Below are 25,632 nucleotides of genomic sequence, written 5' to 3'. Positions count from 1 at the left end.
ACACATGAATATGAAGATCTCTTTCCAGATACATAACGACCTGGCGGAAATTATCACCCTGCCGGATCAACTCCGGGTTCTGGGGCAGCAATGGTCTCTTTCCAGAAAAACCATTGCTGAGATCACTCTTATTCTCGATGAACTGATAACCAACACCATCTTGCATGGAGACTGCGACAAGAAACAGCCAATTGACATTACCCTGATAAAAACAGGACAGACACTGACAATTCAGATCATTGACGCCGGGCTTCCTTTTGATCCGACCCTCTGCACCATCCCCGATACCAGCCTGCCTCTTGAACAGAGGAAGTGCGGCGGACTCGGCATCCTCCTGGTACGCCAATTCTGTGAATACTGGCACTATACGCGATTAGACGACAAGAATATTCTTACCTTACAAAAAAAACTATAGGGAGCACAGGGAGCTACACGCACCTGCTACGACAGCTATGCAAACCACGATAACCAAAGACAACAATACCACCATTTTTGCCCTCAACGGCCGTCTCGATTCGAACTCCGCACCACAATTTGAACAAGAGCTGCAGGAGTTTCTTGTCTCCCCCTGTACCAACCTGTTGTTTGATTTCAACAATCTCGAGTATATATCCAGTGCCGGCCTGCGTGTTATCCTGAATATCGCCAAAGCGTATAAATCCTGTCAATACCTTTTTGTCACCTGTGCCATGCAGGAGCACGTCCAGGAGGTTTTTGAGATTTCCGGCTTTGACTCGTTCATAACTATCCACCGCTCACTCGACGAATCCCTGTCGGCATTGAAAGGCCGGAAATAAGCCGTTTGTCGTGGCGCCTACTGAACGGTTATGCCGACAGCACCTTCAACAATTTCACCTATCTTTACCGCGGCCTCAATACCGGCGCCATGCAGCTCACCAAGCAGTTTTTGTGCCTGGTCCCCGGGCAGGGACAGCAGCAGTCCTCCCGAGGTCTGCGGATCATAGAGCAGCTCCTGCTGGGACTTTGACAACGATCGCTTAAGCAGAAGAGGATATCTGGTAACCAGGGCTCTGTTCGCCTTATTGCTGCCGGTGGTCTGCCCCTTTTTATACATATCTTGCGCCCCCGAATAAAAAGGCAGCGCACTGTAGTCAATAATGGCATGGACCCTGCTGCTGTCGACAACCTCAAGCAGGTGGCCGAGGATGCCGAAACCGGTTACATCGGTACAGGCATGCAGGTTGTATTGCAGGGCTTTGGCCATGGCCGGACCGTTCAGCGCAGCGATGATCGGCAACACCGATCGTTCGAGCTCGACACCATTAAATTTTCCAGCTCGAACCGCGTTAAAGAGCACCCCGGAGCCGAGTGGCTTGGTAAGAATCAGCACATCACCCGGTTGCGCCCCGGCGTTGGTGATAATCCTGTCCGGATGGACAATCCCGTTGACACAGAGGCCATATTTCGGTTCGCAATCATCGACGGAATGCCCTCCGGCCAGGCAGGCGCCGGCTTCGACAACCTTGTCATTGCCTCCGCGTAAAATTTCCTTGAGGATGCCCATATCAAGATCTTTAGCGGGAAACATCACCAGATTCAGCGCGGTAAGAGGTTTGCCGCCCATGGCATAGATATCGGAAATTGAATTGGCTGCGGCAATCTGGCCAAACCAGTACGGGTCATCGACCGGCGGGGTGATAAAATCGACGGTGTTGATCATGGCCAGTTCGTCGGACAGTCGATAAACCGCGGCATCATCGCCCGTTTCCACGCCGACCAGCAGATTCGCATCTCGCCGAAAATCCAGGTGCTTGAGTGCGTCCGACAGATCCGCCGGACCAATTTTTGCCGCTCAGCCGCAGGTTCTGGCTAAACCGGTGAGTGTTTTTTTCTTAAAAAGCCGCATTCTTTTCCCCGGATAAACAAAAAATTATCAAATTTTACAATGCTTTTGCCATTGCTGCATCTGTAAGGTACTTACCCCATAGCAGGTACTGACAGGAATACCGGTTGGTTTCTTTTTACCGGCATTAAACATCTTTTTCTCGACCAAAGTTGCAAATTCTGGCTGGTGGTGCTCGGACAATTTTCCCTGCTTACGCCTTCTTCGTTCTATGCCCCGGCCTGGCGAGAATTTCCAGATAAAACGATTCGAGCTGCTGCTCTTCGACCTTATCGATACATTTGTTGATTTCAGAGAGGTGAATCTCACTTGCCTCCCCTTCATTATTACCGAATTTGCAGGCAAAATCCCAGAAGTCAACACCATCCGGCAGTGTTTTATTCCGCTCCCTCTTGATATACTTTTTCACATCGTGCCGTACTGCTTCTATCAACCTGGCATATTTGATTTTCGGATGGGTCAGGGTGAATGTTTTTTTCATATTTTTCCTTTAAAATAATAAGCGGCAACCTGTACATGACCATTTTTTCTTTGCCTTGTCACAAGTATTCCCTTTTTTTTGACCTTGTCAATCATGATGGCGTTGCTGTACCCTTATCGCCGGGGATTATCAAGCAAAAACCAATGAAGCCGATCGATACTCCTGCGATGCAGTTCACTCGCCCTTCGGCAAAGAAGCGGGCTGCTCGACGCTCGGTTCCTCAGGCTGTGCAGGTTCCAGCAGTTTTTCACGGGTCACTTTCCGCAGGGCCTCGACCGGCAGGGTATGCACCTTCAGATAGAGATCCCGGTCGGATAGCTTCAGGACATAGAAGTCTCCCGGCCCTTGTGCAAAAAGGTATTCCACCTGCTTGTCATCCTTTCTGACGGCGGTGAAATGAAAGAGTGGCTTACCGGCAAAAAGACCAGACACCTCTTTCGGATCAAGTACATCCTGGACAATCAGCCCGCGAGCCTTGGCCACCAGCGCATCCACCTCCAGCCGGTTGATCTGTTCCTCACCTTGACGGCCTTCAAGCTGCCAGCCGTCCGCCTCTTTTTTCAGGGTGAAGGTATCAAAGATCAAACCGACGAGGTCGTCATCCCTCTGCATCGCCAGAGAAGTATCCAGCCATTTATCGACACCGCTTTCCAACTCAAAGCCGGAGAGCGGGGTGGTGACAATTGCATTGCTCTCCGCCCGCCGCGCATACACCTGGCGAAAGGCCGGCGAAGTGCCGACATAAAAGTCCGCCAGGGCTTGATCGACTCCGCGCAGCAGCACATGGTTTTCAAAGCTCTCGGGAGCAACCTTAAACCTCTTCGCCGCCTCCACCGAGGTGGCTACGACCAAACCCTGTTTCATCCCGGCCAATTTATCGAGAAGTTCCTGAACTTTGTCGTTATCCACCGGTGCCGAAAAATGGGCCGGCACAATCCACTTGTCCTTCTCTTTGGTGAGGAGTACATTTTTCCCCTCGCCATCGGTAATTTCGATGGAGTGTACCGCGTCCGGGGCAAAGCTGATAAAGAGACTGTCGGGACCACCGGTATCGACACCCTTCCTGCCCACATGGAAAAACAGCGACAGGCCTATCTGCAGAAGCAGCAGGAGCATGGCTGCTGTAATCATTTTTTTCATCTGTTCTCCTCCAAACCCCAGGAGGCTGGTGTCAAATACTGTTGGTAGTGTTGCCGCCTTCTCTTGCGTATGGAGCGCCGTACCAGCCAGACCAGAACCAGACCGGACAGGGCCAGGCCATAGTTGAGATATTCCCAGAAAAGCTGGAGATCCCTGGTCATCGGCAGGAGGGTGCGCGAGAAATGACCGCGCCCTCTGATCGACAGCAGACCGCGATCCTCCAGAGACCAGTCGACAGTATTGGCCATCAGCTGGACTGGGTTGAGGTAACTGCTGCGCATGACACTCGAACCGATGCCGAGAACCGTATCGTTCAAGAAACTGTTTGAGCTGAACAGAACAATACGGCTTGGTGCCGGTGACTTATCGATCTGGCGGCTGATAATCCGCGGTTTATTCTCCTGCATTTCCTGCTCCGGCCCCTCGTCCCCATCCTCTCTGTTTTCGTCTTCCTGATCCGTCTCCACCAGCAGGGGTGAGGGTTTTCCGGCAAAAAACGAGGCAAACCGCCCCTCGACAACGACACCGAGGAGCTGTCTGCCTGTCTCACCGCCGGGGGCAAAGCCAAGCTCGCCATGCGCGGCGAAGTCCGGTTGGATATCTGTAGTGTCGGTCAGCCAGCTGTTTGCCGAACTTTCCAGCAGCCTCATCACCCGCCGCTGTTCGTTCTTGGCCATATCAATGGTTATCGGCGAGGCCCAGTTCATGGTCAATTGATTTAGACTGGTGAGCAGGCCGTTATCCTGATCCATGCCATCAGGGCGGATATCGACAAAAAAAGGATAGTTGACCAGCTGAGTTTCCTGGACGGTGAAGCCGCCAACATCCCGCTCCACGGGTACCGGAAAGGCACTGTTTTGCGGATCAAGAACCATTGCTTCCTCGATGGAAATGCCGTGAAATTTCAACCACTCCTCCAGGCCCGATGCTTTCTTGGCGACTTCGAGCTGTTGTTCAAGGTCAATGGCAAAAGGCGAGGTGGCCAGAACAACCGTGCCGCCCTGCATCAAAAATTGATCCATGGCAAAGAGCTGTTTTTCGTCAACAGCATCCGGGGCGACGACCAGCAGCAGATCCGTGGCATCGGGTACGCGGCCGTTGCTCAGATCGGCACTTATAACCGCATGTTCTCTGGCAAGTAATTCCTGCAAAATAGCAAACTGTGGTCCCAGGCCCCCCATGCCGTATTGCGGCAAGGGGGGCTGATTTTTCGGGGTATGCAAAGCGACAGTCCTGGTAAAGCCGCCGGCAAACCGTTTCAGGCCGGCGGAAAGTGCGCGCAGAAGACTTTCCCGGCTAAAATCCTCCGGCAAAGCCACTTCCACTTGCTGCTCGCCGCTCTTTAAGGTCAGATAGAACCAGAAGGTCCGCTCATCGAACAGGCTCGCCGCCATCGGCTGAAAGCCATACTCCGCATTTATCGCTGCCGCAACCGCCCCACCGTCACCATCGGGATCGACAATTTCAAAGCGGAAAAGTCCCTGCGCCTTATTCTCCATTTCCGTAAGAATGGTCCGCAGGTGGCTCTTCAGCTCGACCAGTTCCCCGGGCAACCGGTTGTCCGGCGATATATAGCCGATAAATTCCACCGGTCTGCCGATATCGGCAAAGAGATCTCCACCTCCCTGATAACTGTAGAGCACTTTCTTTATTGCCCGGGTGATATCGTATTCCGGGTTGCGCAGTTCGACATCGAGCTCCGTCTCTCCCCCGGCTTTGACCTCGATCAGATCGCGAAAGCCCAGGGTTTCGAATTGATCGCCATACTGGATGAGGATGTCGAAATAGGAGTTGGTCACCGAGGCCTGGTACCTGCTGGCAGTCTGAAAAGGCACCGGCCGGATACCATATTTCTGTCCGGCTTCCTGTTCCATGTCCGGGTGTTCCTGGGGATCAATAAACTCGACACGGACCTTGTCTCCGCCGGCCACGCCGTACTCGCCGAGCAGATCACGGATACGCGGCACCAGAGGCGCCAGCAGCGGATGCGTCTGGGCTGAAAAATAGCCGCGGATAAGCAACGGCTCTTTCAATTGCGCGAGATAGTTGCGGCTGGTCTCCGAGAGGGAATAGATGTTCCCTGTGGTCATATCGACGCGGAGCATATTGACCGGGGCCAGCCAGAAATTGGCGACAAGAAAGTTGGCAATGACCAGGCCGCAGAGTAGTTGCCGGCGGGTATGCTGAACATTGACGGGATTATCCCCCCAGCGGATTTTCTCCAGGCCATAGACATTCAGGGTAAGAAATATGCCCATCAACGAGAGATAGTAATAAAGATCGCGCAAATCGACAACCCCGCGGGTGATCGAGGCAAAACGGGAACCAGAGCCGAGCATCTGCAGAATTTCCGCGCCACGGTTGCCGAAAAACGACACCAGGGTATTCGAACCGATGACATAAAAGAACGAACAGACCAGCACCGTGACGATCAGGCTGACAATCTGATTGTCCGACTTGACGCTGACATAGAGACCAATCGCAATATACGCCGCTGCCAGGAAAAGGGTCGCCAGGTAACCACCGTAAACCGGTCCCCAGTCCAGAGGCCCCATAAAGCTCACCGTTACCGGTATCGGCAGGGTCAACAGCAGGGACAGGGCGACAAGACCCAGGCAGGCAAAAAACTTACCGAGAACCAGCGCCGCAGGCGACACCGGAGAGGTGAGCAGCAGTTCCAGGGTGCCCGCACGCCTCTCCTCGGCCCACGAGCGCATGGTCACTGCCGCCGAAAGAAAGATCAAAAGAATCGGCATCCAGGTAAAGAGCGGTCGTATTTCCGAGATATTACGGGAGAAAAATGTTTCTACCCAGAAAAAGATAAACAGATTCACCGCCAGAAAGACTCCGATGAAGATAAAGGCGATCGGTGAACTGAAAAAGGAACCGAACTCCTTGCGGGTTATGCGAAAGATATGTTTCATTGCGCTCTTTTCCTCCTCAACCGCTTATCTCCGCGAAGACTGTTTCAAGATTACGTGAGGCAAAGTGCATGGTGTAAAGCCGGTAGCCCTTGTCATGCAGGGCATCGGCTATGCGGGCCGCAGCTTCCTGACGATCCTCCCCAGCAGCTATCGTCACGGCGTAACTCCTGCCCGATGTGCATGACCGGCAATTGCCGACCGGCAGGATGGCGTCAACGCCGGGAAATTTTTCGATAAGCAACCGTGGATCTTCATCGATTCCACCTACCTGCAGCAGCAGCCGGCCCTCCGTCTGCAGTTTATCCAGCTGGGCATCGAGGGCAACCTTGCCGTTTTTGAGAATAATGACCCGGTCACAGATAGCCTGCACTTCCTGCAGAACATGGGTGGAGACAATGACCGTCGACGATCGGGCCAGCTCGGTGATCAACCGGCGCATCTGCTGAATCTGGGTGGGATCGAGGCCATTGGTCGGCTCGTCGAGGATGAGGATATCCGGTTCATGCAGGATTGCCTGGGCAACGCCGGTTCGTTGCCGATATCCTTTGGAAAGTGTCGCTATCGGCAGCAGGGCTTTTTCCTGCAGACCGGTCCGGTCAATGGCCGCGGCGAGCAGCGATGCGCGCTTTTCCGTTGTCAGATCGTGCAGCGAGGCCATATAGTCGAGATACTCAACCACCGTCATTTCCGAGTAAAGCGGACAGTTTTCCGGCAGATAGCCGATGTCCTGCTGCACCGCCCGGCGGGTGGCCCCGATCTCCTTCCCGTTGACGGTGATGGTCCCTGCAGTCGGTTCAAGAAAGCCGGTGATCATCTTCATGATCGTCGTCTTTCCCGCTCCGTTATGGCCGAGAAGTCCGACAATCTCTCCCGATCCAATGGCGATCGACACGTCATCGACCGCCTTGAAACTGCCGTATTTTCTGGTAACGTGTTCAATTTTTATCATTTTTTTGACTCCTGCACTTCCTGGTCAATTATCGCCATCATCATGAAAATCAACATGAAAATTGTCTTATTTATGCCGGAATATACCCGCCGTACATTACTTGCACCTTACAGCAACATTACAAAGCTGTAATACAAGGCACCATACCTCACAGGTAGTAAATACTATCAATAAACTGTTTTTCTTCGACTATTGCAGCACACAGTAAAGAGACATAATGTAAAGGCACAGCAAGAGGATGGAAAAAGCAACAAAGAGTTCATTGCTGGTTTACTATTTAATTATTCGTTACTATTACATAAGGAGTCTGCCATGAGTATGCGAGGCGATGTTATTTCTGAAGAATATAACAAGATGGTTTGGGTTCATGACAGGGAAGGAAAAGAGTATGCCTGTTACGTTGAGGACCTCAAAGGAAAAATTAAAACCAGAGAGCAATTGACCGACGAAGAGAAGAAGAAGTGTCTTGATTTGAATACCGTTGTTGGAGATAGCTGGTAAGCCCAGCAGTAGGTACAGTATTTGACTTCTGACATTTTCTTACGTCCCCCACTGCAGAGTACGATTCGTGGGGGACTTTTTCATTTTAAGAATAATCCAGTTATTGTTCATTGTTCCCTGTTACGGCAATGTAAAGATTCGCTGGATAACAAACAACACAAGAGGAAAACGTGAAAAATCTACAACAATACTTCGAAAAGACCAAAGGAACTGGGGTGTTGGCTACTGCCGACAGCAACGGCAAAGTGGATGCGGCGATTTATTCGCATCCGCATTTTCTTGAAGAAGGCACGCTGGCCTTTATTATGCGCGACCGCCTCACCCACCACAACCTGCAATCAAACCCCTCGGCAACCTTTCTCTTTATCGAAGAAGGACCAGGCTACAAAGGCAAGCGGCTTTTTCTGCGTAAGGTTCGTGAAGAAAACAACCCGGAACTCATCCGGCAGATCAAACGCCGCAAATATACTGACGAAAATCAGGAGCCGATCTATCTCGTGTATTTCGCCATCGACAAGGAACTGCCACTCATCGGCGGTGAAAAGATGTAGGCTAAACAATGTTCATCCCACCGCATAGTAGCAGGAGCTGATCGACAGCGGTTTGATCTTTCCCTGGTGGATTGCCTGTATTGTTTGCCATGTTTTTCCCGGCAGAAATTTCTGCAGTGGTTGCGCTACCAGCATCATCCTGGGAAAGGTCGCGGCCAGTTGTGCATCCCACCTCCCGGCAAAATGCAGGAGGTCGTCGGGATAGACAACCGTCCGATCGCCCTCTTCGGCATCTGCCTCGAACGGCTCAATAATATTCAGATAACCGTAATCATCGGTTATCTCTTCGCCGGGCTGAATGTCTCTGACGGCAATCTCGAAATCATAGGGGGTAAGACAGCAATTCGCCTTGAAACTGTGATTGGTGTAACGGCAGTTATCCCAGCAGAAGATATAATTTCCCCTCTTGTTGCGAAAAGAATATTTCAGCAGGATTTCTTGATAAATGGGATCATAGCAGGCCAGCTCCGCCGGCTGTATTTCCCGGTCAAGTGCATCGAGGCACCAGGTTATTGTCCCGCAGGCAATGAACGTAGTGGCAAAGAGACCATAACCTTTATTGTTATCTATAAAACGTACTTCCGTATCGGGGTGAATCATCGAGCAATCTCCAAAAGAGGTAATATTTTCTATACCTTCGGCAAATGGGCCAAGATGTGCCATGCCGTATAAGTTGCGACATCCTCCATGATTCAAAAATCAACACCCACCGACGGGAAGTCGGTGGGTGTTGTATCTATTGTCGCTAAACGTAACGATTGCCGATTCCTTCGCAAATAGCCAGAAAGACATTTTTAATCATTAAACAGCGTCTCGCCGTAATAATCGTCCGGATCATAATCGGCTTCAAGCATGGTCAATTTAACCGGCTCTTTAGAGGTGAGTACATATTCCGTGCCGCATTCATAGCAGACGATCGCATCCCCCTTGCTAAAATAGTATTCAATCGGAATATATTCCATACAGATCTCGCATTTTCCAAAACGTTCCCTGTCACCCTGATGTTTATTAAACTTGCCCATGGTATCCTCCTCTACGCAATTAAGTCATGGATAGTCTTTAGAATGCACCTAACAAGAAGCGTGCCACTTTCGTCACTCACCTATCCAGCTGTATTTACGTAACAATCCAACTCGACTGATAATTTATGCAAAATATACCATCACAGCAGGAATTCCGACAGACAGGGCAACCGTCTGACAACAAAGGAATAATATTTTATGATAACATGCACTTACTTTATATTTCCGATACACATTAATTATTCCGATTTCCTGAAATCTTCCTTCTTCAAGCCATAGATTTTCATTTTGTTATAGAGGGCTCGCGGGGTCAACCCGGCAAATTGCGCCGATTCGCCGATGCGTCCATTGGTATAATCGAGCAGCTCAACGAGGTACTTCCGTTCCGCAGCCTGAGAAAGAAAAGTTTTATATGATTTCAAGGTGGTGCCGGGCCGAAAGGCATGCTCATGTAATTCGCCTTCAGACGGATGCGAAGGGGCGATCGGCAAGCCCGGAATGTGGATAAGATCGGCGCTGATGATCTCGCTGTCGGCGAGCATAACCGCCCTTTCAATGACATTTTGCAGCTCTCTGATATTGCCGAACCAGGGAACGGAGAGGAGAATTTTCTTGGCCTGTCGATCCAGTCCTTTAATATAGTCTCGTCCATCCTTCTTTTTCTTATTGATTAAATGCTGCGTCAGCAGCGGAATGTCCTCGATTCTGTCACGAAGCGGCGGCACATGGATCTGAAAGACCGATAAACGGTAATAGAGGTCGGAGCGAAGTCGCCCTGAGGTCAAGAGTTCAACAGGATCGGTATTCGTGGCCCCGATCACGCGGAAATCGGTACTCACTTCGGTATTTCCACCCAGACGCTGCAGGCTTTTTTCCTGCAGAACACGCAACAGGCGTACCTGCATAGCCGGCGACATCGATTCTATTTCATCGAGAAAGAGCGTCCCCCCGGCGGCATGTTCAATCTTTCCGATACGGCGACTGGTGGCCCCGGTGAAGGCCCCTTTTTCATAGCCGAAAAGTTCCGATTCAAGCAGACTGTCAGGCAGGGCGCCGCAGTTGACCGCCATGAACGGTCCTGAACGGCGGCGTGATTCATTGTGAAAAATATTGGCAAGGAGTTCTTTGCCCGTCCCCGTCTCCCCCTGTAAAAAAATCGGTGACTCGGTCGGGGCAATGTCTTTGATCAGGTCGAGCAATTTTTCCATAAGCGGGCTCTTGGTGACAATGGCCTCTCGTCCCGGCTGGGCCTGGATGTAACCGGCCAGATACCTCTCCCGGTTTTGCTCACGGATGTCACGCATCAGCTTTGCAAAAAGCTCCGCACAGCGTCCGATAGCCGTATCGGCCAGCACCTGTACCTTATTTGCATGACTGCGGACCAGTTCCTCAGCCTTTGCGTCTCCACCTCCTATCAGAAAAATCTGCGGCGTATTATGGGTCGCCGCCAGCTCGGCAAGTGCCAGCTCGGCAAAATCAGGGTGCCCCGCTTCGATTATCCATACATCGAAAATACGCGAGAAGGCTGTTGAATAAAATTCAGCGGAGGAATTGACATGCAAAAACCGGCATGGCATTGAAGAAAAATCGGCAAGGAGTTTTTCGCGTTTTTCTTTCAGACCAAAAATGAGAATATTATACATGGTTCCTCACCTGAAACATTGCACAGGTCATTTCATGGGATTATATTCCAGGAGGCTATCTCTGCAGCAAATCAGGACTTCTGAAAGGATCGAATGAACTTGCGGTCAATGTAATCCTTGATACGAAAAGCCAGCCGCCCGGAAAAAGTTATACACCATTTGGCGAGAACGCCTTCGCCATCACCGAGATTGTAGATGAGAAGATATTTTCCCCCGGGAGAAAATTTTTCCGGCTCTTTTCCATCAAGACAGGCGAGCAGATTGTTGTACAAAACACCATTCTGTCGAACGGCATAGACCCCCACCTTATCGAGAGGCTGCGGGGCGAAAGAGATACAGTCGCCGCCGCCGAAAATGTTGTCATAACCGGTTGAGCGCAGATATTCGTCGACCAGCAATCCGCCATCCGGACCGATGGGCAGCCCCGATGCGGCAAAGATCGGCGATGGTCGGACCCCTACGGCCGGAAAAACAATATCGACCTGATAACTTCGGTCGTTTTCCAGCAGGAGTCGACCGTTTTCTATCTGCCTGACATAACCGGTCTCAATGATTTCAACCCCCTTTCTCTCGAGTATCTTTCGTGTCAGGCGACGAACCTGCGCCGGTCGGCCGGACATAAACGTTCGTCCGGCAAACAACTGGATCCGGGGCATCTCCACGCCCTGCTCACTGCACAGCTGGTGTATATTTCCGGCAAGTTCGATGGCCGACGGCCCGCTGCCGACCAGAGCTATGGTGATCTTTTTCGTCGCGGCCAGCTCAAGGATTCGCTGTCTGGCGGTGAGCAGAGCTTCGATGGGTTTGGCGGTAAAAACAGTGTCGGAGTTCCCCCGGACCATGTCCTGCGGGACATACGAACCGGCATTACATGAAAGGACATCATAGGGAATTTCTTCCTCTGCGCCTTCCGCTTTCCCCTCGTCTATTTTCTGCACATGGACGAGCTGTTTGTCCGGGTCAATGCGGTATGCCTTGCCAAGAACAAACCTGCCGCCCTTGGCTTCCACCTGCCGGCGGGTGGCAAATCGGATATCATCCGGGTGATACGTCCCACCGAGCATTCCCGGCCCCATGCCGCTGTAATAATGGTATTCAGACGGTTGAATGACGGTCACCCCATAGCCTTTGGCGACAAAGACATGCAGGTTGGCCAGGGTGACCATGTGGGCATGGCCGCCGCCGATGAGAACCAGTTGTTTGGTCATGTCAGACAAGCTCCTGCCGATCGATATAGCTGCTCAACCGGGCAATATGACTGCGCTCTTCCTCGGCAATCTGCAGCAGAACCTGCTTTGTTGCCTGTTTATCGCTTCGCTCGGCAGCCCGCAGATAGAGATCAAGCGCCTGCGCTTCAATGGCCATGGCCAGGCCGAGCACTTCGATTTCAGAATCGACATCAACTGCGTACAGCTGCAGATATTCCTCTGTAGTCAGACCGCCTTCCAATGCCGGTTCGGCAATTTTTTCGGCAAACTCGGTCATCGTCAAGGCAGTTCCGGTAATCTCGCGATAGAGTTCGACCAATCGCTGCTGATGCAGGATCTCAATGTCGGCGAGTTGAGTAAAAAGTGCCCTGGTCGATTCCAGCGAAACCTTTGACTGCATGGACAGGTAAAAGTCTCGCAATCCCATTTCCAGACCAAAACCGACAACAATCGCCTCTTCGGGACTCTCTTCCCTGGTAAAAAGATGCAGACCGGTCTCCTCGGAGCCAACCGCGACCTCTTTTTTCCAGGCCTTTATTCCGCCGGTCAGATTATAAACCTTACGAAAACCTTTACCGGAGAGCATCTGCGCAGCGACCCGGCTGCGCCCGCCAATGGCTCAGTAGATGACGATCGGTTTGTCCTTGTCGAGCTCCGCCAATCGGTTGTCCAGATCGCCGAGCGGCAGGAGCTTTGCCCCGGGAAGATGACCACGGTTATACTCTTTTGGTTGTCGGACATCGAGAAAAATGACCTCGCCATCAGGCTTCTTCTCGGCGAGCTGAAGCGCCTCTTCCCAGCTTATAGAAGAGACCGGGGTGAAAAACTGCATCCATTTCATAGTGTGCTCTCCTCAAATTATTTTGCCGCTGGATAAATTCCCTATAACGGTTCCGCATGCCAAAGCGATACCATCGTTTCGCGTAAAAAACAACGTTGCTGTCAGGGTAGAAAGAGCAAAAGTGATAAACTGTGCTGTGCCCTGCAGCTTAGGGGTAATCCCTGCTTGAGATGCTGGATATTCAGGGTGATAATCATCGGGTAGACCACGAGAAAACCAAGCGGCACAGACGAGATTTTTATTGATACGCTGCAGAATTTTCCACATAATCATTCACCCTTGGGTATACTGTTTTTCAAAAAGAGAGATAGACTCAAATTGTGCATATGCTATATTGACATAAACAAGCAACTTTGACAAACCTACAAACATTCTTCTAGCAGAACAATATGGAACAGACAGATTCCCCATCGCCCCATGCAAGCCATCGTTTTTGTCTCATGTGCGGCCAGGACAATCCCTTATCTTTCGGCCTGAAGTTCACAAAAAATGCTGACGGCGCCGTCTCGACTAGTTTCACCGGAAATCGCAATCTGCAGGGATACACCGGCGTCATGCACGGTGGTGTCCTTTCCGCCCTGCTCGACACGGCCATGGCGCAATGTTTATTGCATCAGGATATTGAAGCGGTGACCGGAGAATTGACTGTGCGGTATCTCGAACAGGTCGACTGTGACGGTACGCTGGACATCCAGGCCTGGATAGACTCGTCTCTGCCGCCGCTTTATCACCTCAAGTCACAGATCCGCATCGGCGGCAAAATAGTCTGCAAAGGCAAGGGCAGATTCATGCAACGGGAAAGACAGGAAAAAGGCAGCGTTGAATAATGATGGGGGAAAACATGACAGGGGCGGCAACACGAAATATCTATCTCGATGACAACCAGAACAGGTTCATCGAACAATTGATGGAATGGCTGGCAATACCGAGTATCAGTGCCCTCTCCGAGCATAAGGACGACGTCGGCAAAGCCGCCGACTGGGTCAGAAACAGGTTGATGGCGATCGGTTTCCCCACATCTCAGATCATAGCAACCAAGGGGCATCCTCTGGTCTTCGCCGAGTGGCTGGTGGATGACAGGCAACCGACCCTGCTCATCTATGGCCATTATGATGTGCAGCCTGTCGACCCGATAGAGCAGTGGAACAGTCCACCCTTTCAACCGACCATCCGTGCCGGTAACATGTACTGCCGCGGCGCAAGTGATGATAAGGGACAGATCATACTCGTCCTTGCCGCTCTCGAGGCATGGATCAAAGTGGACGGCGCCCTGCCGGTAAATATTAAAATTCTCCTCGAGGGTGAGGAGGAGGCCGGTGGTGCATCAATTGCCACCTATGTGCAGGAAAATCCGGAACCGCTCCGAGCCGATGCGGTGTTAATCTGCGATACCCATATGGTCGATGCGGATCAACCGTCACTGGTTACCGGCCTGCGCGGTGTGCTCTATACCGAAATCGCCGTAACCGGAGCCAGGACCGACCTGCATTCCGGCAGTTATGGCGGCGTTGCCCCGAATCCCATCCATGCGCTCTGCGTGCTGATCAGCCGACTCAAAGGTGAAGACGGGATCATTCACATCCCCGAACTTGCCGCAGCCATCCCGGCGGCAACGGCTGCTGAAAAGCTTTTCTGGCAGGAAGATCCCCTGCACATCGAAAAAGCCTTGTGCACCGAGATGGGTGTGGCGGAGCTGGCCGGCGAAAAAGACTACCCTCCCCTGGAGAGGATAGGTCTGCGCCCGACTCTGGAAGTCCACGGCATACAAGGCGGTTTTACCGCGGAAGGGGCAAAAACCGTTATTCCATCATCAGCCGTGGCCAAAGTCAGCTTACGCCTCCCGGCCAATCTCGAGCCAAACGAGGTCTTTGGCTGGCTGGCGCAGGCGGTGCAGCGACACATGCCGGCGGGACACACTGTTCAGCTGACCAATCTACACGCCGGAAAGGGCTTTTACATCCCCCCCGGCGATCCCGCTCTTCTGGCCGCCGCCGACGCCCTCGAATTGATATATGGCAAGGCCCCGGTCTTTATGCGCGAAGGCGGATCCATCCCCATTGCCTCACTTTTTAAGGAAGTGCTGAATGTACCAGTGGTGTTAATGGGTTTCGGGCTGCCTGACGACTCGATCCATGCGCCAAACGAGAAATTCAGCCTGAGACAATTCAGCAAGGGGATGAAGACGGTTGCTGAATTTTTGGGCCGCTTGGCTCGCGGTTAGGGATGGCGCAGCGGATCAAACAGATACTCTAGCCCATTGACTTTAATCTCATAGACAATGGCCAGCATCTCCCCCAGTTTGCCCTGCGGAAAACCTTTTTGCGCAAACCAGACCACATAGGGTTCGGGCAGGTCGATAAGCAGTCGCCCCGCGTACTTGCCGAAAGGCATTTTCATTTCCGCCAGATCGAGGAGCTGCTGAGGGTCAAAGGGAAGGTCGTGCACGTTCTTCTCCTGTCAAGGGATACGGCTGAGGGTGACCACGGCGGCAATAACCAGGGCAGCCCCAAGGGCCTGCACCGCGCCAAGGGTCTCGCCAAGAAAAACATAGGCAAGCAGCAGGGTGACTACCGGTTCCAGGGTGGACAGGGTTGATGCGTCATTGGCGCCGATACGCCGCATCCCGGCAAAGAAAAAGACGATGGGCAACAGGGTCGAAAAGACAGCTATCGAGGCCACGGCCAGCCAGCCGATCGATTCCTGTGGCAAACGTGGTCCTTCAAGCAGCATAGCCATGCCAAACACCACCGCTGCCGAGAGCATGATAACGCATCCGGCGCTGATGGCCCCGGTCTGCGAAGTGACTTTTTCCCCCACCAGAATATAGACGGTATAGACAAGAGCCGCACCAATGCCGCAGGCTATCCCTGTCGCCGTCCCGGCAAGACCGTCGCTGACAGTCAACAGAATACCAAAGAGCGAAACAAGGGCGAGCAGCATCTTGGTCCATGTCAGTCTGCGGCGACCAATTGCCGCGGACCCGATAATGACCAGGGCAGGATGCAGGTACAGCAACAGGCCGGTCAAGCCGGCGGTGGCATGGTGCAGGGCCGAAAAGAACAGAAAAGACTGGCCGGCATACCCGAGCGCGCCCATGGCTATCAGAATACCCAGGTCCCGTCCTCTCGGCCACGGTAAGCGCAGAACCGCCATCAAGGCAACCATCAACCCCCCGGCGCAAAAAAACCGGAAGAAAAGCACTGTGGTTGTCGATGCCCCTGAGGCAAAAGCAACCTTGCCGAAAATAGCCATCGCCCCGAAGCCGGTGGCGGAAAAGAGAACGAACAGGACACCTTGCAGGCGCGTCGACGCCATGGATCTCACCCGATTATTTCCTTATGCTCGATCATTACTTCTATTTTGTACCCTCCATTTCGCCAAAAGCAAACGGAATTGAACTTCCACAGGCTTTCTTTGACAGAACACCCATTCTGAAAAAATTGACGTCTGTCAATAGTTATCTCAATAAAGAATCAACCTTAATGTACTTTTTATCTTAAAAAGCATTCTGTCTCACTGATTCTTGTTTTTTTCCTCTAAAAGACCTAGGCTTTTAAGACTTCTTTAAAAAAAATACTATCAACCCGAAAAAAGAGAGCTTCAGATTGGAAACAATCATTGCCAGGCAACCGATATTCAACGAAAAAAGGCATCTCTTCGCCTACGAACTGCTATACAAAGGAGTGAACGCACTGAGTCTGGCCGATGTCGGAGGCAACCGGGCGACAAGCTCCCTCATCACCAGTTCGTTTTTAACAGAGGGGCTGGAGAAAATCAGTGGCAACAAACCCTGTTTTGTCAATTTTACCGAAGAACTGCTGCTGGAGAACATTGTTGAAAGCTTCCCCATCAAGAGCATTGTCGTTCAAATCCTTGAAGACGTTCACCCCACCGATAAAGTCATTATCGCCTGCAAAAAACTGAAGAAACTTGGTTATCTCCTGGCCCTTGATGATTTCGTTTACCATAAAAATTTTATACCCCTGATCGAACTGGCGGATATCATCAAGATTGACTTCCGCCTCACCCCTGTCGACGAGATTCACACAACCTTCGAGTGTTTGTCCCGGCACAGGGTAGATTATCTTGCCGAAAAGGTAGAAACACATGGTGAGTTTGCCAAGGCACAAAAACTCGGCTTCAAGTATTTTCAGGGATATTTCTTCGCAAGACCGGAGGAATTGAGGATTAAAGAGTTGGGGACTTCAAAAATTACCCTGCTCAACCTCCTCTCCGAGATAAATAAACAATCTTTCTCATCAAAAAAGATGACGGCTATGATTTCCGCCGATGTATCGCTTTCCTACAGATTACTGCGCTACATCAACTCAGCTTATTTCTATCTCATCAAGAAAATCGACTCCATTCACCACGCGGTGACCTATCTGGGTGAAAATGAAATCAGACGCTTTGTCACCCTGGCGGTCATTTCAGAAATATCCTCAAAAAAACCTGCCGAACTTGTCCGCTTAGCAGCTGTGCGGGCTAAACTTTGTGAACAGCTTGGTCAGGAGAGCTCTCAACAGACCAAGCCGAACGAACTCTTCATGCTTGGCCTGTTCTCCCTGCTTCATGCCATGCTTGATACGCCAATAGAGGATATATTAAACAAAATTCCGGTGTCCGATGATATTAAAGGAGCACTGACGGATCAGAGAGGACCTCTGGCAATATTTTTGACAATTGTCATCGCCTATGAACAAGGCAGCAGTGAAGAATGCTTCCAGGCCCTGGAAAAAATTGATATTCCTAAAGAAAAACTGTACCCTCTCTATCTCTCCTCGCTGGAATTTGCCGATATTTTTGTCAACTTATAACAAATTCGTTACGGCGATATTGACCGGGCGATTAATGATCTCTGCCAAGGGCACAACATTATAGTTCTTGGCCAGAGCGGCAAAAAGGTGCTCAAGTTCTTTTACCCATTCGTTTGATTCAGGGCTCCGATAGATAGGCAGGTCATGGAGCATGATAATATCCCCAGGCCGCAGGCGTCGTAAAATTTTATCGGCAAGGTTGTGGATATTTCGATTCCCCCGATCAAAGGCGCGGCAGCTGTAGGTAACGGTGATGAGGCCTTCCCCGGCCAACACCCCGCCGAGACGGGAACCGGTGATACCGACGGGTGGTCGGAAGACGAGAGGCCGTATCCCTGATTTTTTTAAAATTTCCTGGGTGGTATGGATATCGGCCCGCAGAGTTTTCCTGCTTCGCAGCATAAGAAAATAGTCGTGACACCAGGAGTGATTGCCGATGCTGTGCCCCCGGTCAAGGATCTCTGCCACCAGCTCCGGATATTTGGCGGCTTTTTCACCGACCAGGAAAAATGTGGCCGGCAGGTGGTGACGGGCAAGAAGGTCGAGCAAAAGAGGGGTCGACGCGGGGGAAGGGCCATCGTCAAAGGACAGGCAAATCGATTGTATCCCTCGCTGCCCGCGGCTGATGACCGGCAGGAAAAAACTGAATCCCGGCAAAAATGGCGCCACGGCACAGAGCAGGAGGAAAAGAAATAGCGGTACTGCCGCGAGTGACGGACTCAGAAAAAAGAGCAGAAAGGCCGCCGTCACGGCAACGAGACCGGTTTTCTCAGCAAGAGAAAACGATATTTCACGCATGTAGTGCAGCACCGGTTGACTCTTTTGCAGCCCGACAGACGATCCAGATCAACTCCGGATTGACCGCCGAGACCTCGTTGATGATGACAGTAAAACCCGCTCTTCTCATGCATTTTGCCAGATGTTCAGAGGAACGGTACCAGGGACGCCGGCCGCATACTTTTATCCGGCTGTCCTCCAATCGCCAGGACCAGGAAGGCCGACCCGTTGGCGGGAGGACAAACCTTGTCACCAGGATACCTTCATCGCCAAGCGCCTGAAAGCTGTTTTTAATGAGGGCAGTCGCCGTCTCGTCATCGAGATAATGCAGCATGTCAAGCAGCAGGACGACATCAGCCGGGCCCGGTGCAGGTGGCAGTTCCGGGGCCCAGCCGACAGTGACCGCACCCCGGTCGCCGAGGGCCAGGGCGGCCACCCTCACCCTCTCAGGATCAGGGTCAATGGCATAAATGTGTGCATCGGAATACTGTTCCAGGCACCAGCAGGCCGGCACGCCATAGCCGCAGCCGATGTCCAGAATGGTTGTCATATTTTTTCGTGTGGCAAGCATTCGCGGCAGATCGTCGAACATCGGATCAAAGCGCATTTTAAAGCGGGCAAACATCCGTGGATAGGCTTCCAGGGTTCGAAAACGATGCCGTACCCGAAGCGCAAGCGTATTGTCTTTTTTTTCGCGCAAGCGACCGATCTTGTGCTTTTCCCAGGCCATATATCTCTCGAGCAGGGGCGGCAACAGCAGGAAGGTCCCGAGCAGAGAATACCCAATACCGAGCAGCGATGTGATGCCTATACTTTTCAGCAGAGAGTGTTCGGCAAAGCAGAGAACACCAAAGCCGATCAGGGTCGAGGCACCGGCCATAAACACGGCGACTCGCACCAGAACATACGAGGGATGGGTGATATCGCGGTAACGCTGATGGGCGCGCACACAGAAAATAGAGTAATCAACGCCCATACCAAGGATGACCACGGACAGCATCAGCGCGGGAATATCAAGAGGACGGCCGATAAGGTTCAAGGTTCCCAGGGTACAGATATAGGCAAATAATGGGGGGAGCAGGGTGAGCAGGGTAAGCGGCAGGTTCAGATAGAAAAAGAACAGCAGCAGCACCACACTGCCGGCAATGATCGCCAGCATGGTGGTAAAGGTTGCAAAGAGGATCTGAGCCAGGCGCTCGGTAAAAAAAACCGAATCAAAGATCTTGCCGTCCTCACCGTAACGATGCAAAAAACCGGCCGCGTCATACTTTTTTCCCGGCAAAAGGGTGATAAACTGCAGCAGGCCGGAATCCTGGTCATTTTTTGATATGCCGAGCAGGTTGTAGAATTCGGCCGGAATCGGCTGCGTGTCGGCGTTAAAGGCCGGGTCGAGAAAAGAGTAAAAATCGCTGAAAGCATCGGGACTGAAGCCGAATTCTCCTCCAGCCGTGCCCAATGCCTTTTTGAGCTGTGCGATGCGCTGTTCGTCCCAGAAGGCACGCCAGGCGGCCAGATTTTGCTCGCCTCTTGCCCGGCCGGGAAAAATCATCGACGGCACAAATGCCCCAGCCAGCACCTCTCCTTCGATATCTTGTTCGATCTTATGCAGCAGGCGGTCGTTATCCGCCTGGATCGGCATGATGGCCTCGGCCGCGTTCATCAGCAGGACGCGCTGCCCCATGCTTCCCCAGACCTCGGTAAACAGTGCATCGGCGGCCAGGGTTTCCGCACTCACCGTGTTCATGCTGTTCAGGCTGACATAAAATTGCGGCCTGGCAAAAAAAAGCAGGCCAAGTGCCAGCAGAGCCGCGGCAAGTGCACCAGGTGTGCCGGTGCTGTACAAGATATTGACAAAACCACGAAGGGGCAAAACACGACCACTGCCGCGCGGCATGACCGGAAAAATTCGTGGAAAAACCGAATGGACAAAGAGAAAGGAAAAGAGGATGCCAAGGGCGGCAAATTGCCCCAGCTCGGCGAAAATCAAAAACCCACTCGAGCTGAGAATCAAAAAGGCGCCAACTGAGGTGACGACCGCCATGGTGCCGATCGACGAAACCTCATGTGACGCCTCCTTGCCCTTGGTTTCTCTGTTGCGATCAAGAAAAAGCAGGTAGGCGATGCCATGATCGACGGTGATGGATATTATCGCCCCGCCAAACCCGAGGACCATAACCGAGATCGAATCACGGAACAGGGAATAGACGAAAAGAGCGGCGGCGGTACCGGCAAGTGCCGGCACCAGGGACAACAAGCCCATCAGGGGCCTGGGAAAGGCAAAAAGCAGCAGTAATCCAATACCGGCTGTGGCGAGCAGCAGCGCCAGCTGTACGTCATGACGGATAATACGCTCATTATCCAGGGCAGCCCGATAACCGCCGACGGGGGTAAGGGTTACCTGTTGTCCCGAAGGACCATATTTTTCAGTGAGCTCGCTGGAGCTCTCGGCCAGAAGCCCGGTAATTCTGCGTGCTGAAGCAGTGTCGGTACCGGTGGCCAGTGGCCTGGCCGTAACGAGCAGATGCCTGCCGTCGGCCGAGAGGAGATGCCCCCGGTAAAACGTGGTGTTCAATGAGGGCGCGAGAGGCGCCATTTTCGCCAGGACCAGATCTTTCAGGCCAAGGGGATCCAGGTTAATAAACCCTGCCTGACCAATCCCGTCCATACTGGTTAAATCTTGATACAGGGTCAGCAAACGTTTGTCGATACGATCCGTTTCCAATAGAGGGGCAATTTGTTGCGTCAGCTCCTGTTGCGAGAACAGCAGCGGCAGGTTCCGCGCCGCGTGCAGGGCCAGCTGCGGAATGAGGTCGCCAATGGCATCGGTGCCGACCTGGGCAAAGAGCCCACTGTCGGCCATCTTATTTTCCAGGAAAGTGCCGATGGCAACCAGGGTATCCGGGGCCTCCTCATCGATCATGATATCGACGGCAATCTGATCCTGCAAAGGATGGTGCTCAAAAACATCAATCGCATCGGCGATGACCTGATCGCTCGACGGCAGGGAGCGAACCACATCAGTGTCGATGTCCAGACGCAGCACCCCCAGGGCGGCTAAAACACTGACCAGCAGCGCAACTACAGCGAGCAGGCGATAGTTGGCCATGGTTCTTACCATAATTTGCAAGCCAGAAGTGCCAGGAACAGCAAACCGGCCACAGGAATAAAGAGAACCGCCTTGTGATTCTGATACACCTCGTTCACCTTCTGGATAAACGGCAGCCCACCGAAGATTCGCCGCAGCCGGTCGATGATCACGGTCTGGTTATCGGATCCCGCCAGCCCCTGAAAGGCGCACATCGGATACAGGGCATAAAACTCCCGGTTATGACGGCGCAATAGCTCATCAAAAGGGACGCCCTGCCAGCTTTGCCGTACAATTTCTTTGGCAAAAGGACGATTCAGTACATATGCATGGGCGAGGCAGCGGTAGGTAATTTTCGCCAGAGGCATTTTTTTGATCCTTTTGCTGCCGTCGGTAATACAGCCAAGAAACAGTGCATCCCAATTGCCGGCAGAATCCAGATAGCCACACACCTCGGGCAAGGTTTCGGTCTTCGCCTCTTGAAAGAAGACATCGTCTTCAAAGATGAGGATGTGTTGGGCTTTTTCGTTCAACCCCCTGTTCAGGCAGATCATATGCGACTGAAAAATACCCTCTTCCCGGTTTGTCGGATGTATGGTGACAATAACGAACTCCACTCGGGGCAGTAGACCGACAGCGGCAAACTGTTTTTCGGCCAAGGCCCTCCTGTCCGGGCGCGACTTCAGAGAAATGCAGTAGATCCTGTCAAAAAAGGCCCAGGGGTCAGAATGGTTGGCTTTGGGTTGATTCACGTTGCTGGTTTGGTTACCTGTTGATACACTCATACAAAGATAAAAATCGGCATTCTCGGACAAGCTCCTGGCTGTCTCCGAATACCGTCAGACACCTTTCCCGCCGGCAATATGACTCGACTACTGAAGCAGACTATAGCAAAAATAGCTGCCACCGCTTACGTCCGCTCGGCTATTTACGACCAGGCCGACCTGTCGGCATTTCAACAAAAACCGACGCCGGTGGTCCTTGCCGGAGTCTTTGCCATCGGTTTGAGTTACGTTATTGGCTGGCCGGCCGTTGCTTTTTTTGGTGTCCTGTCGGTCAAGCTGCATAATCCATGGATCGTTGCGGTCGGCGGGCCGGTCACCTACGGTTTATCGCATGTGGTTTTTCTCCTTGGCATGTATCTCTCCGGAGCCAAGTACTCGCTGATCTTTCTTCGCTGGCTGATTAGGGTCGCCATGGAAAAACTGCTCACCTGGGCCAACCGACAGCCGGGCTGAACGGAAAAACCGTTACCCTGGTTACCTTGTCATTGTCCCACGCACATCGCGCATGCGCAGGCCGGTGGTAGTTTCATACAGCTGCCCCTCGTCGTCAAATATTGCCAGGTCAAAGACCAGTTCGTCGCTGGTCTGACAAACTTGTCTGACCTTCGTCTGGTAGCTGCAGCCCGCCTGCGTCGGCCGGATGATGACCCGTTCGGCAAACCCAACGGGAAAAGGAACAAAGTCGACGAATTGTTGACCGAGCACACAGGCGGCATGGAAAGCGCCATCGAGCGGAAAGGGCGAGCCGATAATTTTTTCGATGGGCGCTTGCGGCAGGTCGGGGGCCTGCAGTGTGCCCCACGCCTCAAACTCGGACAGATGCAGGGTCTCCCGCAGCGTTTGATACTGTGGTCCAAAGGGGACCAGCTGACGGTAGAGATATTCCGCGGGTATTTCCGTGAGCGGGCCGGTCAAGGGTGCGGCAGTAAGCTGTAAAACCGCGCGGTTTACGCTATCGCCCTGCTGAACTCCAGGAAAAAATACCTCGCCATGCGCCTTTATTCTGCTCATCGCCCGGCATTGAACGCGGCTGAGCAGTTGCGTCCGCAGTCGGCCATCGCCTGCGACCTCACAAAGTACGAGGCAGTCGAGGCTGGCGGCAGTGGGCGGAATTTCCAGGAATTTGGCAAAGCGGACATCTGCCATGACCCGGATATCGACTTCCGGATGAGTTTCACATACCCTGGCGGCGAGCAGAAGCATGGTCTCCACAGCCGGCAGAACGCTCCGTCCGGCAAAGCAGTGATCCTGATACCAGGGTTTAAGGGCAATTGTCAGGGGAAGACGCCCATCGCTCATCAACGGGGAAACCCATGCCACAGCTTGATGGTCTGTTGATCAATCTCCACCGGGATACTCTTGCCGTTAACGGCACAATGCCTGGTAAAACCGGTACAGCAGATTTCACCGTTGTCGGCCCTGGTAATGACATAGTCAAACTGTAATTTGACCATCTCCAGCTTGCCCGGTCGGGTATAGATATACATCAGGTCGTCGTAAAAGAGCGGCGAGTAATAGTTCAGCTCAGTTTTTATTATCGGATAGATATAGCCGCTTTCCTCAATTTTCTTATAAGGATAGTTTGCGTCGCGCATCAACGACGCCCGACCGAATTCAAAATATTTCAGATAGTTGGCATGATAGACCACCTGCGAACGATCGGTATCGGCATACAGGGTGCGCAGTTCGCAACGGTGCCAGATCTTGCCGCTGCGGCTCTCTTTGACATAGCCCGGCTGGTCGAGAAATTCGTGAAGAAAGGGTTTTGGTCGCATTATATTCCTCGAAAGACAATACAGCAGTTCGTCCCACCAAAACCAAACGAGTTGGACAGGACAAATTCATGCGCATGTTTGCGGGCTGTATCAGGGACCACATCCAGGTCACTGAACTGAGGGTCCGGGATATGGTTGACCGTGGGCAGGACGATCCCCTGCCCCATGGCCTCGATGGCCAGCGCCGCCTCGATGGCGGCGGAGGCGCCAAGGGAATGGCCGACCTGGGATTTATTGGCCGACACGGGTATTTTCGATACATTTTTGCCAAAAAAAGCGCGCAGACATTCGACCTCGGTGCTGTCGCCCGTCGGCGTCGAGGTACCATGGGCATTCACTGAGCCGATATCCGCGGGGGAAATTTCCGCATCGGCCACTGCGTCGTGCATCGCCCGAATAATGGTCGTCCCATTGGGCCGGGTAAAATGCAGGGCATCGGAATTCCAGCCGATACCGGCGATCTCCGCCCTCGGGGTGAGACCAAGAGAGCGGGCGGCATCTTCGGCGGCCAGCACCAGAACACCGGCGCCTTCCGCCAGGACAAAACCCTTCCGGTCTAAACTAAACGGCCTCGATGCCTGGCTGGGGTCTGGTGCTGCCCGATCCTTCGGACCAACCTTGATGGTTGCCTGCATGTTGGCAAATCCCTGAATGATCTCCGGAACGAGGCAGGTTTCGACGCCGCCGGCAAGAACAAAATCACAGTCACCGTCCCGAATCATCCTCGCCCCGATGCCGATGGCATGGTTGCCCGAGGCGCAGGCACCCTGGGGCGAAAAAATCGGTCCGGTAAAGCCCAGGAGCATCCCGGCCTTGCCGCCCGGCAGATTGGCGCAGACATTGGGCAGCAGATAGGGGCTGACCTTCAGCGGTCCCTTGTTGACATAGTTTTCCATGGCGATCCGGTAGGAATCGGTGCCATTCAGGGCCGAGCCGATCAGGCAGCCAGTTCTCGGCCCGGTGTCGTCGTTAATTTCCAGTCCCGCATGGACAAGGGCTCTGCGGCACACCTCCATGGTCAGAAAGACATAGGCCGCGTTCCAAAGAGAAGACTCTTTGCGGTTCACGTAGGAAAGCAGGGTCGGATCCCAGTCGGGTATCTCCCCCACCACATTGCTGCGGCTGGTGGTGGCGCAGCGGGTCAAGCGACGAAACCCGGCCAGACTATTCACCGCCCCCTGCCAGGTTGCGGCAAAGGTATTGCCGAGAGCCGTGGCGGCGTCATAACCGACGACCAGGACCTTTCTGTTTTTTGGTGCTCGCATGATT

Annotated in this window: 27 protein-coding genes; 8 read left to right on the top strand and 19 right to left on the bottom strand. The window is 52.7% G+C overall.

The features are described 5' to 3' along the window. Nucleotides 1-10: 10 nt before the first annotated feature. Together ACYQ8U_RS14480 and ACYQ8U_RS14475 are read left to right on the top strand one after the other, a co-directional pair. A complete protein-coding gene (locus ACYQ8U_RS14480) occupies nucleotides 11-415 on the top strand; it encodes an ATP-binding protein (RefSeq protein WP_459946267.1) in 405 nt (134 codons plus the stop codon). 37 nt (nucleotides 416-452) lie between these two features. Further along, nucleotides 453-797 carry an STAS domain-containing protein gene (locus tag ACYQ8U_RS14475; protein WP_459946266.1) on the top strand — a complete coding sequence of 115 codons (345 nt, stop codon included), beginning with the start codon at nucleotides 453-455 and terminating at the stop codon, nucleotides 795-797. Between the two features lie 17 nt (nucleotides 798-814). Here ACYQ8U_RS14475 and selD read toward each other — a convergent pair whose 3' ends face one another. The 5 genes from selD to ACYQ8U_RS14450 form a co-directional block, all read right to left on the bottom strand. Further along, nucleotides 815-1,867 (bottom strand): selenide, water dikinase SelD, encoded by a 1,053-nt coding sequence (selD, locus tag ACYQ8U_RS14470; RefSeq protein WP_459946265.1) that lies wholly within the window; start codon nucleotides 1,865-1,867, stop codon nucleotides 815-817. A 190-nt stretch (nucleotides 1,868-2,057) separates the two neighbouring features. Further along, the gene (locus tag ACYQ8U_RS14465) at nucleotides 2,058-2,345 is read right to left on the bottom strand and encodes a DUF6172 family protein (protein ID WP_459946264.1); all 288 of its coding nucleotides are present in this window, start codon (nucleotides 2,343-2,345) and stop codon (nucleotides 2,058-2,060) included. Nucleotides 2,346-2,519: 174 nt separating this feature from the next. Next, nucleotides 2,520-3,485: a DUF4340 domain-containing protein gene (locus tag ACYQ8U_RS14460; RefSeq protein WP_459946263.1), complete on the bottom strand. Its 966-nt coding sequence runs from the start codon at nucleotides 3,483-3,485 to the stop codon at nucleotides 2,520-2,522. Beyond that, the gene (locus ACYQ8U_RS14455; RefSeq protein ID WP_459946262.1) at nucleotides 3,482-6,409 is read right to left on the bottom strand and encodes a Gldg family protein; all 2,928 of its coding nucleotides are present in this window, start codon (nucleotides 6,407-6,409) and stop codon (nucleotides 3,482-3,484) included. Before ACYQ8U_RS14455 ends, ACYQ8U_RS14460 begins: the two co-directional genes overlap by 4 nt. Before the next feature lie 16 nt (nucleotides 6,410-6,425). Beyond that, nucleotides 6,426-7,358, bottom strand: coding sequence for an ABC transporter ATP-binding protein (locus ACYQ8U_RS14450; protein WP_459946261.1), 933 nt, complete (start codon nucleotides 7,356-7,358; stop codon nucleotides 6,426-6,428). A 312-nt stretch (nucleotides 7,359-7,670) separates the two neighbouring features. On the opposite strand from ACYQ8U_RS14450, the gene ACYQ8U_RS14445 reads away from it, so the two are divergent. Together ACYQ8U_RS14445 and ACYQ8U_RS14440 are read left to right on the top strand one after the other, a co-directional pair. Beyond that, nucleotides 7,671-7,859 carry a hypothetical protein gene (locus ACYQ8U_RS14445; protein ID WP_459946260.1) on the top strand — a complete coding sequence of 63 codons (189 nt, stop codon included), beginning with the start codon at nucleotides 7,671-7,673 and terminating at the stop codon, nucleotides 7,857-7,859. Between the two features lie 170 nt (nucleotides 7,860-8,029). Continuing rightward, on the top strand, nucleotides 8,030-8,410 hold the full coding sequence (locus ACYQ8U_RS14440; RefSeq protein WP_459946259.1) for a pyridoxamine 5'-phosphate oxidase family protein: 381 nt from the start codon (nucleotides 8,030-8,032) through the stop codon (nucleotides 8,408-8,410). A gap of 12 nt (nucleotides 8,411-8,422) precedes the next feature. Here ACYQ8U_RS14440 and ACYQ8U_RS14435 read toward each other — a convergent pair whose 3' ends face one another. The 6 genes from ACYQ8U_RS14435 to ACYQ8U_RS14410 form a co-directional block, all read right to left on the bottom strand. Further along, nucleotides 8,423-9,010 (bottom strand): SET domain-containing protein, encoded by a 588-nt coding sequence (locus tag ACYQ8U_RS14435; protein ID WP_459946258.1) that lies wholly within the window; start codon nucleotides 9,008-9,010, stop codon nucleotides 8,423-8,425. A 194-nt stretch (nucleotides 9,011-9,204) separates the two neighbouring features. Next, nucleotides 9,205-9,432, bottom strand: coding sequence for a hypothetical protein (locus tag ACYQ8U_RS14430; protein WP_459946257.1), 228 nt, complete (start codon nucleotides 9,430-9,432; stop codon nucleotides 9,205-9,207). A 239-nt stretch (nucleotides 9,433-9,671) separates the two neighbouring features. Next, complete coding sequence (locus tag ACYQ8U_RS14425; RefSeq protein WP_459946256.1) at nucleotides 9,672-11,075, bottom strand: sigma-54 interaction domain-containing protein; 1,404 nt, start codon at nucleotides 11,073-11,075, stop codon at nucleotides 9,672-9,674. Nucleotides 11,076-11,146: 71 nt separating this feature from the next. Further along, nucleotides 11,147-12,283: an NAD(P)/FAD-dependent oxidoreductase gene (locus ACYQ8U_RS14420; RefSeq protein ID WP_459946255.1), complete on the bottom strand. Its 1,137-nt coding sequence runs from the start codon at nucleotides 12,281-12,283 to the stop codon at nucleotides 11,147-11,149. 1 nt (nucleotide 12,284) lies between these two features. After that, the gene (locus tag ACYQ8U_RS14415) at nucleotides 12,285-13,124 is read right to left on the bottom strand and encodes a rhodanese-like domain-containing protein (RefSeq protein ID WP_459946254.1); all 840 of its coding nucleotides are present in this window, start codon (nucleotides 13,122-13,124) and stop codon (nucleotides 12,285-12,287) included. A gap of 12 nt (nucleotides 13,125-13,136) precedes the next feature. After that, entirely contained in the window at nucleotides 13,137-13,391 is a 255-nt protein-coding gene (locus ACYQ8U_RS14410) for a hypothetical protein (RefSeq protein ID WP_459946253.1), read from the bottom strand. A gap of 122 nt (nucleotides 13,392-13,513) precedes the next feature. Here ACYQ8U_RS14410 and ACYQ8U_RS14405 point away from each other — a divergent pair, with 122 nt between their 5' ends. Continuing rightward, nucleotides 13,514-13,951: a PaaI family thioesterase gene (locus ACYQ8U_RS14405; protein ID WP_459946252.1), complete on the top strand. Its 438-nt coding sequence runs from the start codon at nucleotides 13,514-13,516 to the stop codon at nucleotides 13,949-13,951. Continuing rightward, a complete protein-coding gene (locus ACYQ8U_RS14400) occupies nucleotides 13,951-15,345 on the top strand; it encodes a dipeptidase (RefSeq protein WP_459946251.1) in 1,395 nt (464 codons plus the stop codon). Before ACYQ8U_RS14405 ends, ACYQ8U_RS14400 begins: the two co-directional genes overlap by 1 nt. Here ACYQ8U_RS14400 and ACYQ8U_RS14395 read toward each other — a convergent pair. After that, the gene (locus ACYQ8U_RS14395) at nucleotides 15,342-15,569 is read right to left on the bottom strand and encodes a DUF3820 family protein (protein WP_459946250.1); all 228 of its coding nucleotides are present in this window, start codon (nucleotides 15,567-15,569) and stop codon (nucleotides 15,342-15,344) included. The two genes, ACYQ8U_RS14400 and ACYQ8U_RS14395, sit on opposite strands and share 4 nt — an antisense overlap. A gap of 12 nt (nucleotides 15,570-15,581) precedes the next feature. Continuing rightward, nucleotides 15,582-16,439, bottom strand: a complete 858-nt coding sequence (locus tag ACYQ8U_RS14390; protein WP_459946249.1) for a DMT family transporter — start codon at nucleotides 16,437-16,439, stop codon at nucleotides 15,582-15,584. A gap of 290 nt (nucleotides 16,440-16,729) precedes the next feature. On the opposite strand from ACYQ8U_RS14390, the gene ACYQ8U_RS14385 reads away from it, so the two are divergent. Further along, nucleotides 16,730-17,941 carry an EAL and HDOD domain-containing protein gene (locus ACYQ8U_RS14385; protein ID WP_459946248.1) on the top strand — a complete coding sequence of 404 codons (1,212 nt, stop codon included), beginning with the start codon at nucleotides 16,730-16,732 and terminating at the stop codon, nucleotides 17,939-17,941. On the opposite strand, the gene ACYQ8U_RS14380 is transcribed toward ACYQ8U_RS14385, so the two are convergent. Genes ACYQ8U_RS14380 through ACYQ8U_RS14370 form a run of 3 tightly spaced genes read right to left on the bottom strand, consistent with a single transcriptional unit; the run spans nucleotide 17,936 to nucleotide 22,462 of the window. Next, nucleotides 17,936-18,739, bottom strand: a complete 804-nt coding sequence (locus tag ACYQ8U_RS14380) for a polysaccharide deacetylase family protein (protein WP_459946247.1) — start codon at nucleotides 18,737-18,739, stop codon at nucleotides 17,936-17,938. The genes ACYQ8U_RS14385 and ACYQ8U_RS14380 overlap by 6 nt on opposite strands. Beyond that, the gene (locus ACYQ8U_RS14375) at nucleotides 18,732-21,824 is read right to left on the bottom strand and encodes a methyltransferase domain-containing protein (protein ID WP_459946246.1); all 3,093 of its coding nucleotides are present in this window, start codon (nucleotides 21,822-21,824) and stop codon (nucleotides 18,732-18,734) included. Before ACYQ8U_RS14375 ends, ACYQ8U_RS14380 begins: the two co-directional genes overlap by 8 nt. A gap of 5 nt (nucleotides 21,825-21,829) precedes the next feature. Then, the gene (locus tag ACYQ8U_RS14370) at nucleotides 21,830-22,462 is read right to left on the bottom strand and encodes a hypothetical protein (protein ID WP_459946245.1); all 633 of its coding nucleotides are present in this window, start codon (nucleotides 22,460-22,462) and stop codon (nucleotides 21,830-21,832) included. A gap of 204 nt (nucleotides 22,463-22,666) precedes the next feature. Here ACYQ8U_RS14370 and ACYQ8U_RS14365 point away from each other — a divergent pair, with 204 nt between their 5' ends. Then, nucleotides 22,667-23,041: a hypothetical protein gene (locus ACYQ8U_RS14365; protein ID WP_459946244.1), complete on the top strand. Its 375-nt coding sequence runs from the start codon at nucleotides 22,667-22,669 to the stop codon at nucleotides 23,039-23,041. A gap of 21 nt (nucleotides 23,042-23,062) precedes the next feature. On the opposite strand, the gene ACYQ8U_RS14360 is transcribed toward ACYQ8U_RS14365, so the two are convergent. From ACYQ8U_RS14360 to ACYQ8U_RS14350, 3 genes are read right to left on the bottom strand one after another with little or no spacing between them, the layout of a single operon-like run. Then, on the bottom strand, nucleotides 23,063-23,887 hold the full coding sequence (locus ACYQ8U_RS14360) for a polyketide synthase dehydratase domain-containing protein (RefSeq protein ID WP_459946243.1): 825 nt from the start codon (nucleotides 23,885-23,887) through the stop codon (nucleotides 23,063-23,065). Further along, entirely contained in the window at nucleotides 23,887-24,363 is a 477-nt protein-coding gene (locus tag ACYQ8U_RS14355; RefSeq protein WP_459946242.1) for an acyl-CoA thioesterase, read from the bottom strand. Before ACYQ8U_RS14355 ends, ACYQ8U_RS14360 begins: the two co-directional genes overlap by 1 nt. After that, complete coding sequence (locus ACYQ8U_RS14350) at nucleotides 24,363-25,628, bottom strand: beta-ketoacyl-[acyl-carrier-protein] synthase family protein (protein WP_459946241.1); 1,266 nt, start codon at nucleotides 25,626-25,628, stop codon at nucleotides 24,363-24,365. Before ACYQ8U_RS14350 ends, ACYQ8U_RS14355 begins: the two co-directional genes overlap by 1 nt. Nucleotides 25,629-25,632: the final 4 nt, after the last annotated feature.

This window comes from Desulfocastanea catecholica (assembly GCF_054657295.1).
This window is presented reverse-complemented; position numbering and strand designations above follow the sequence as displayed.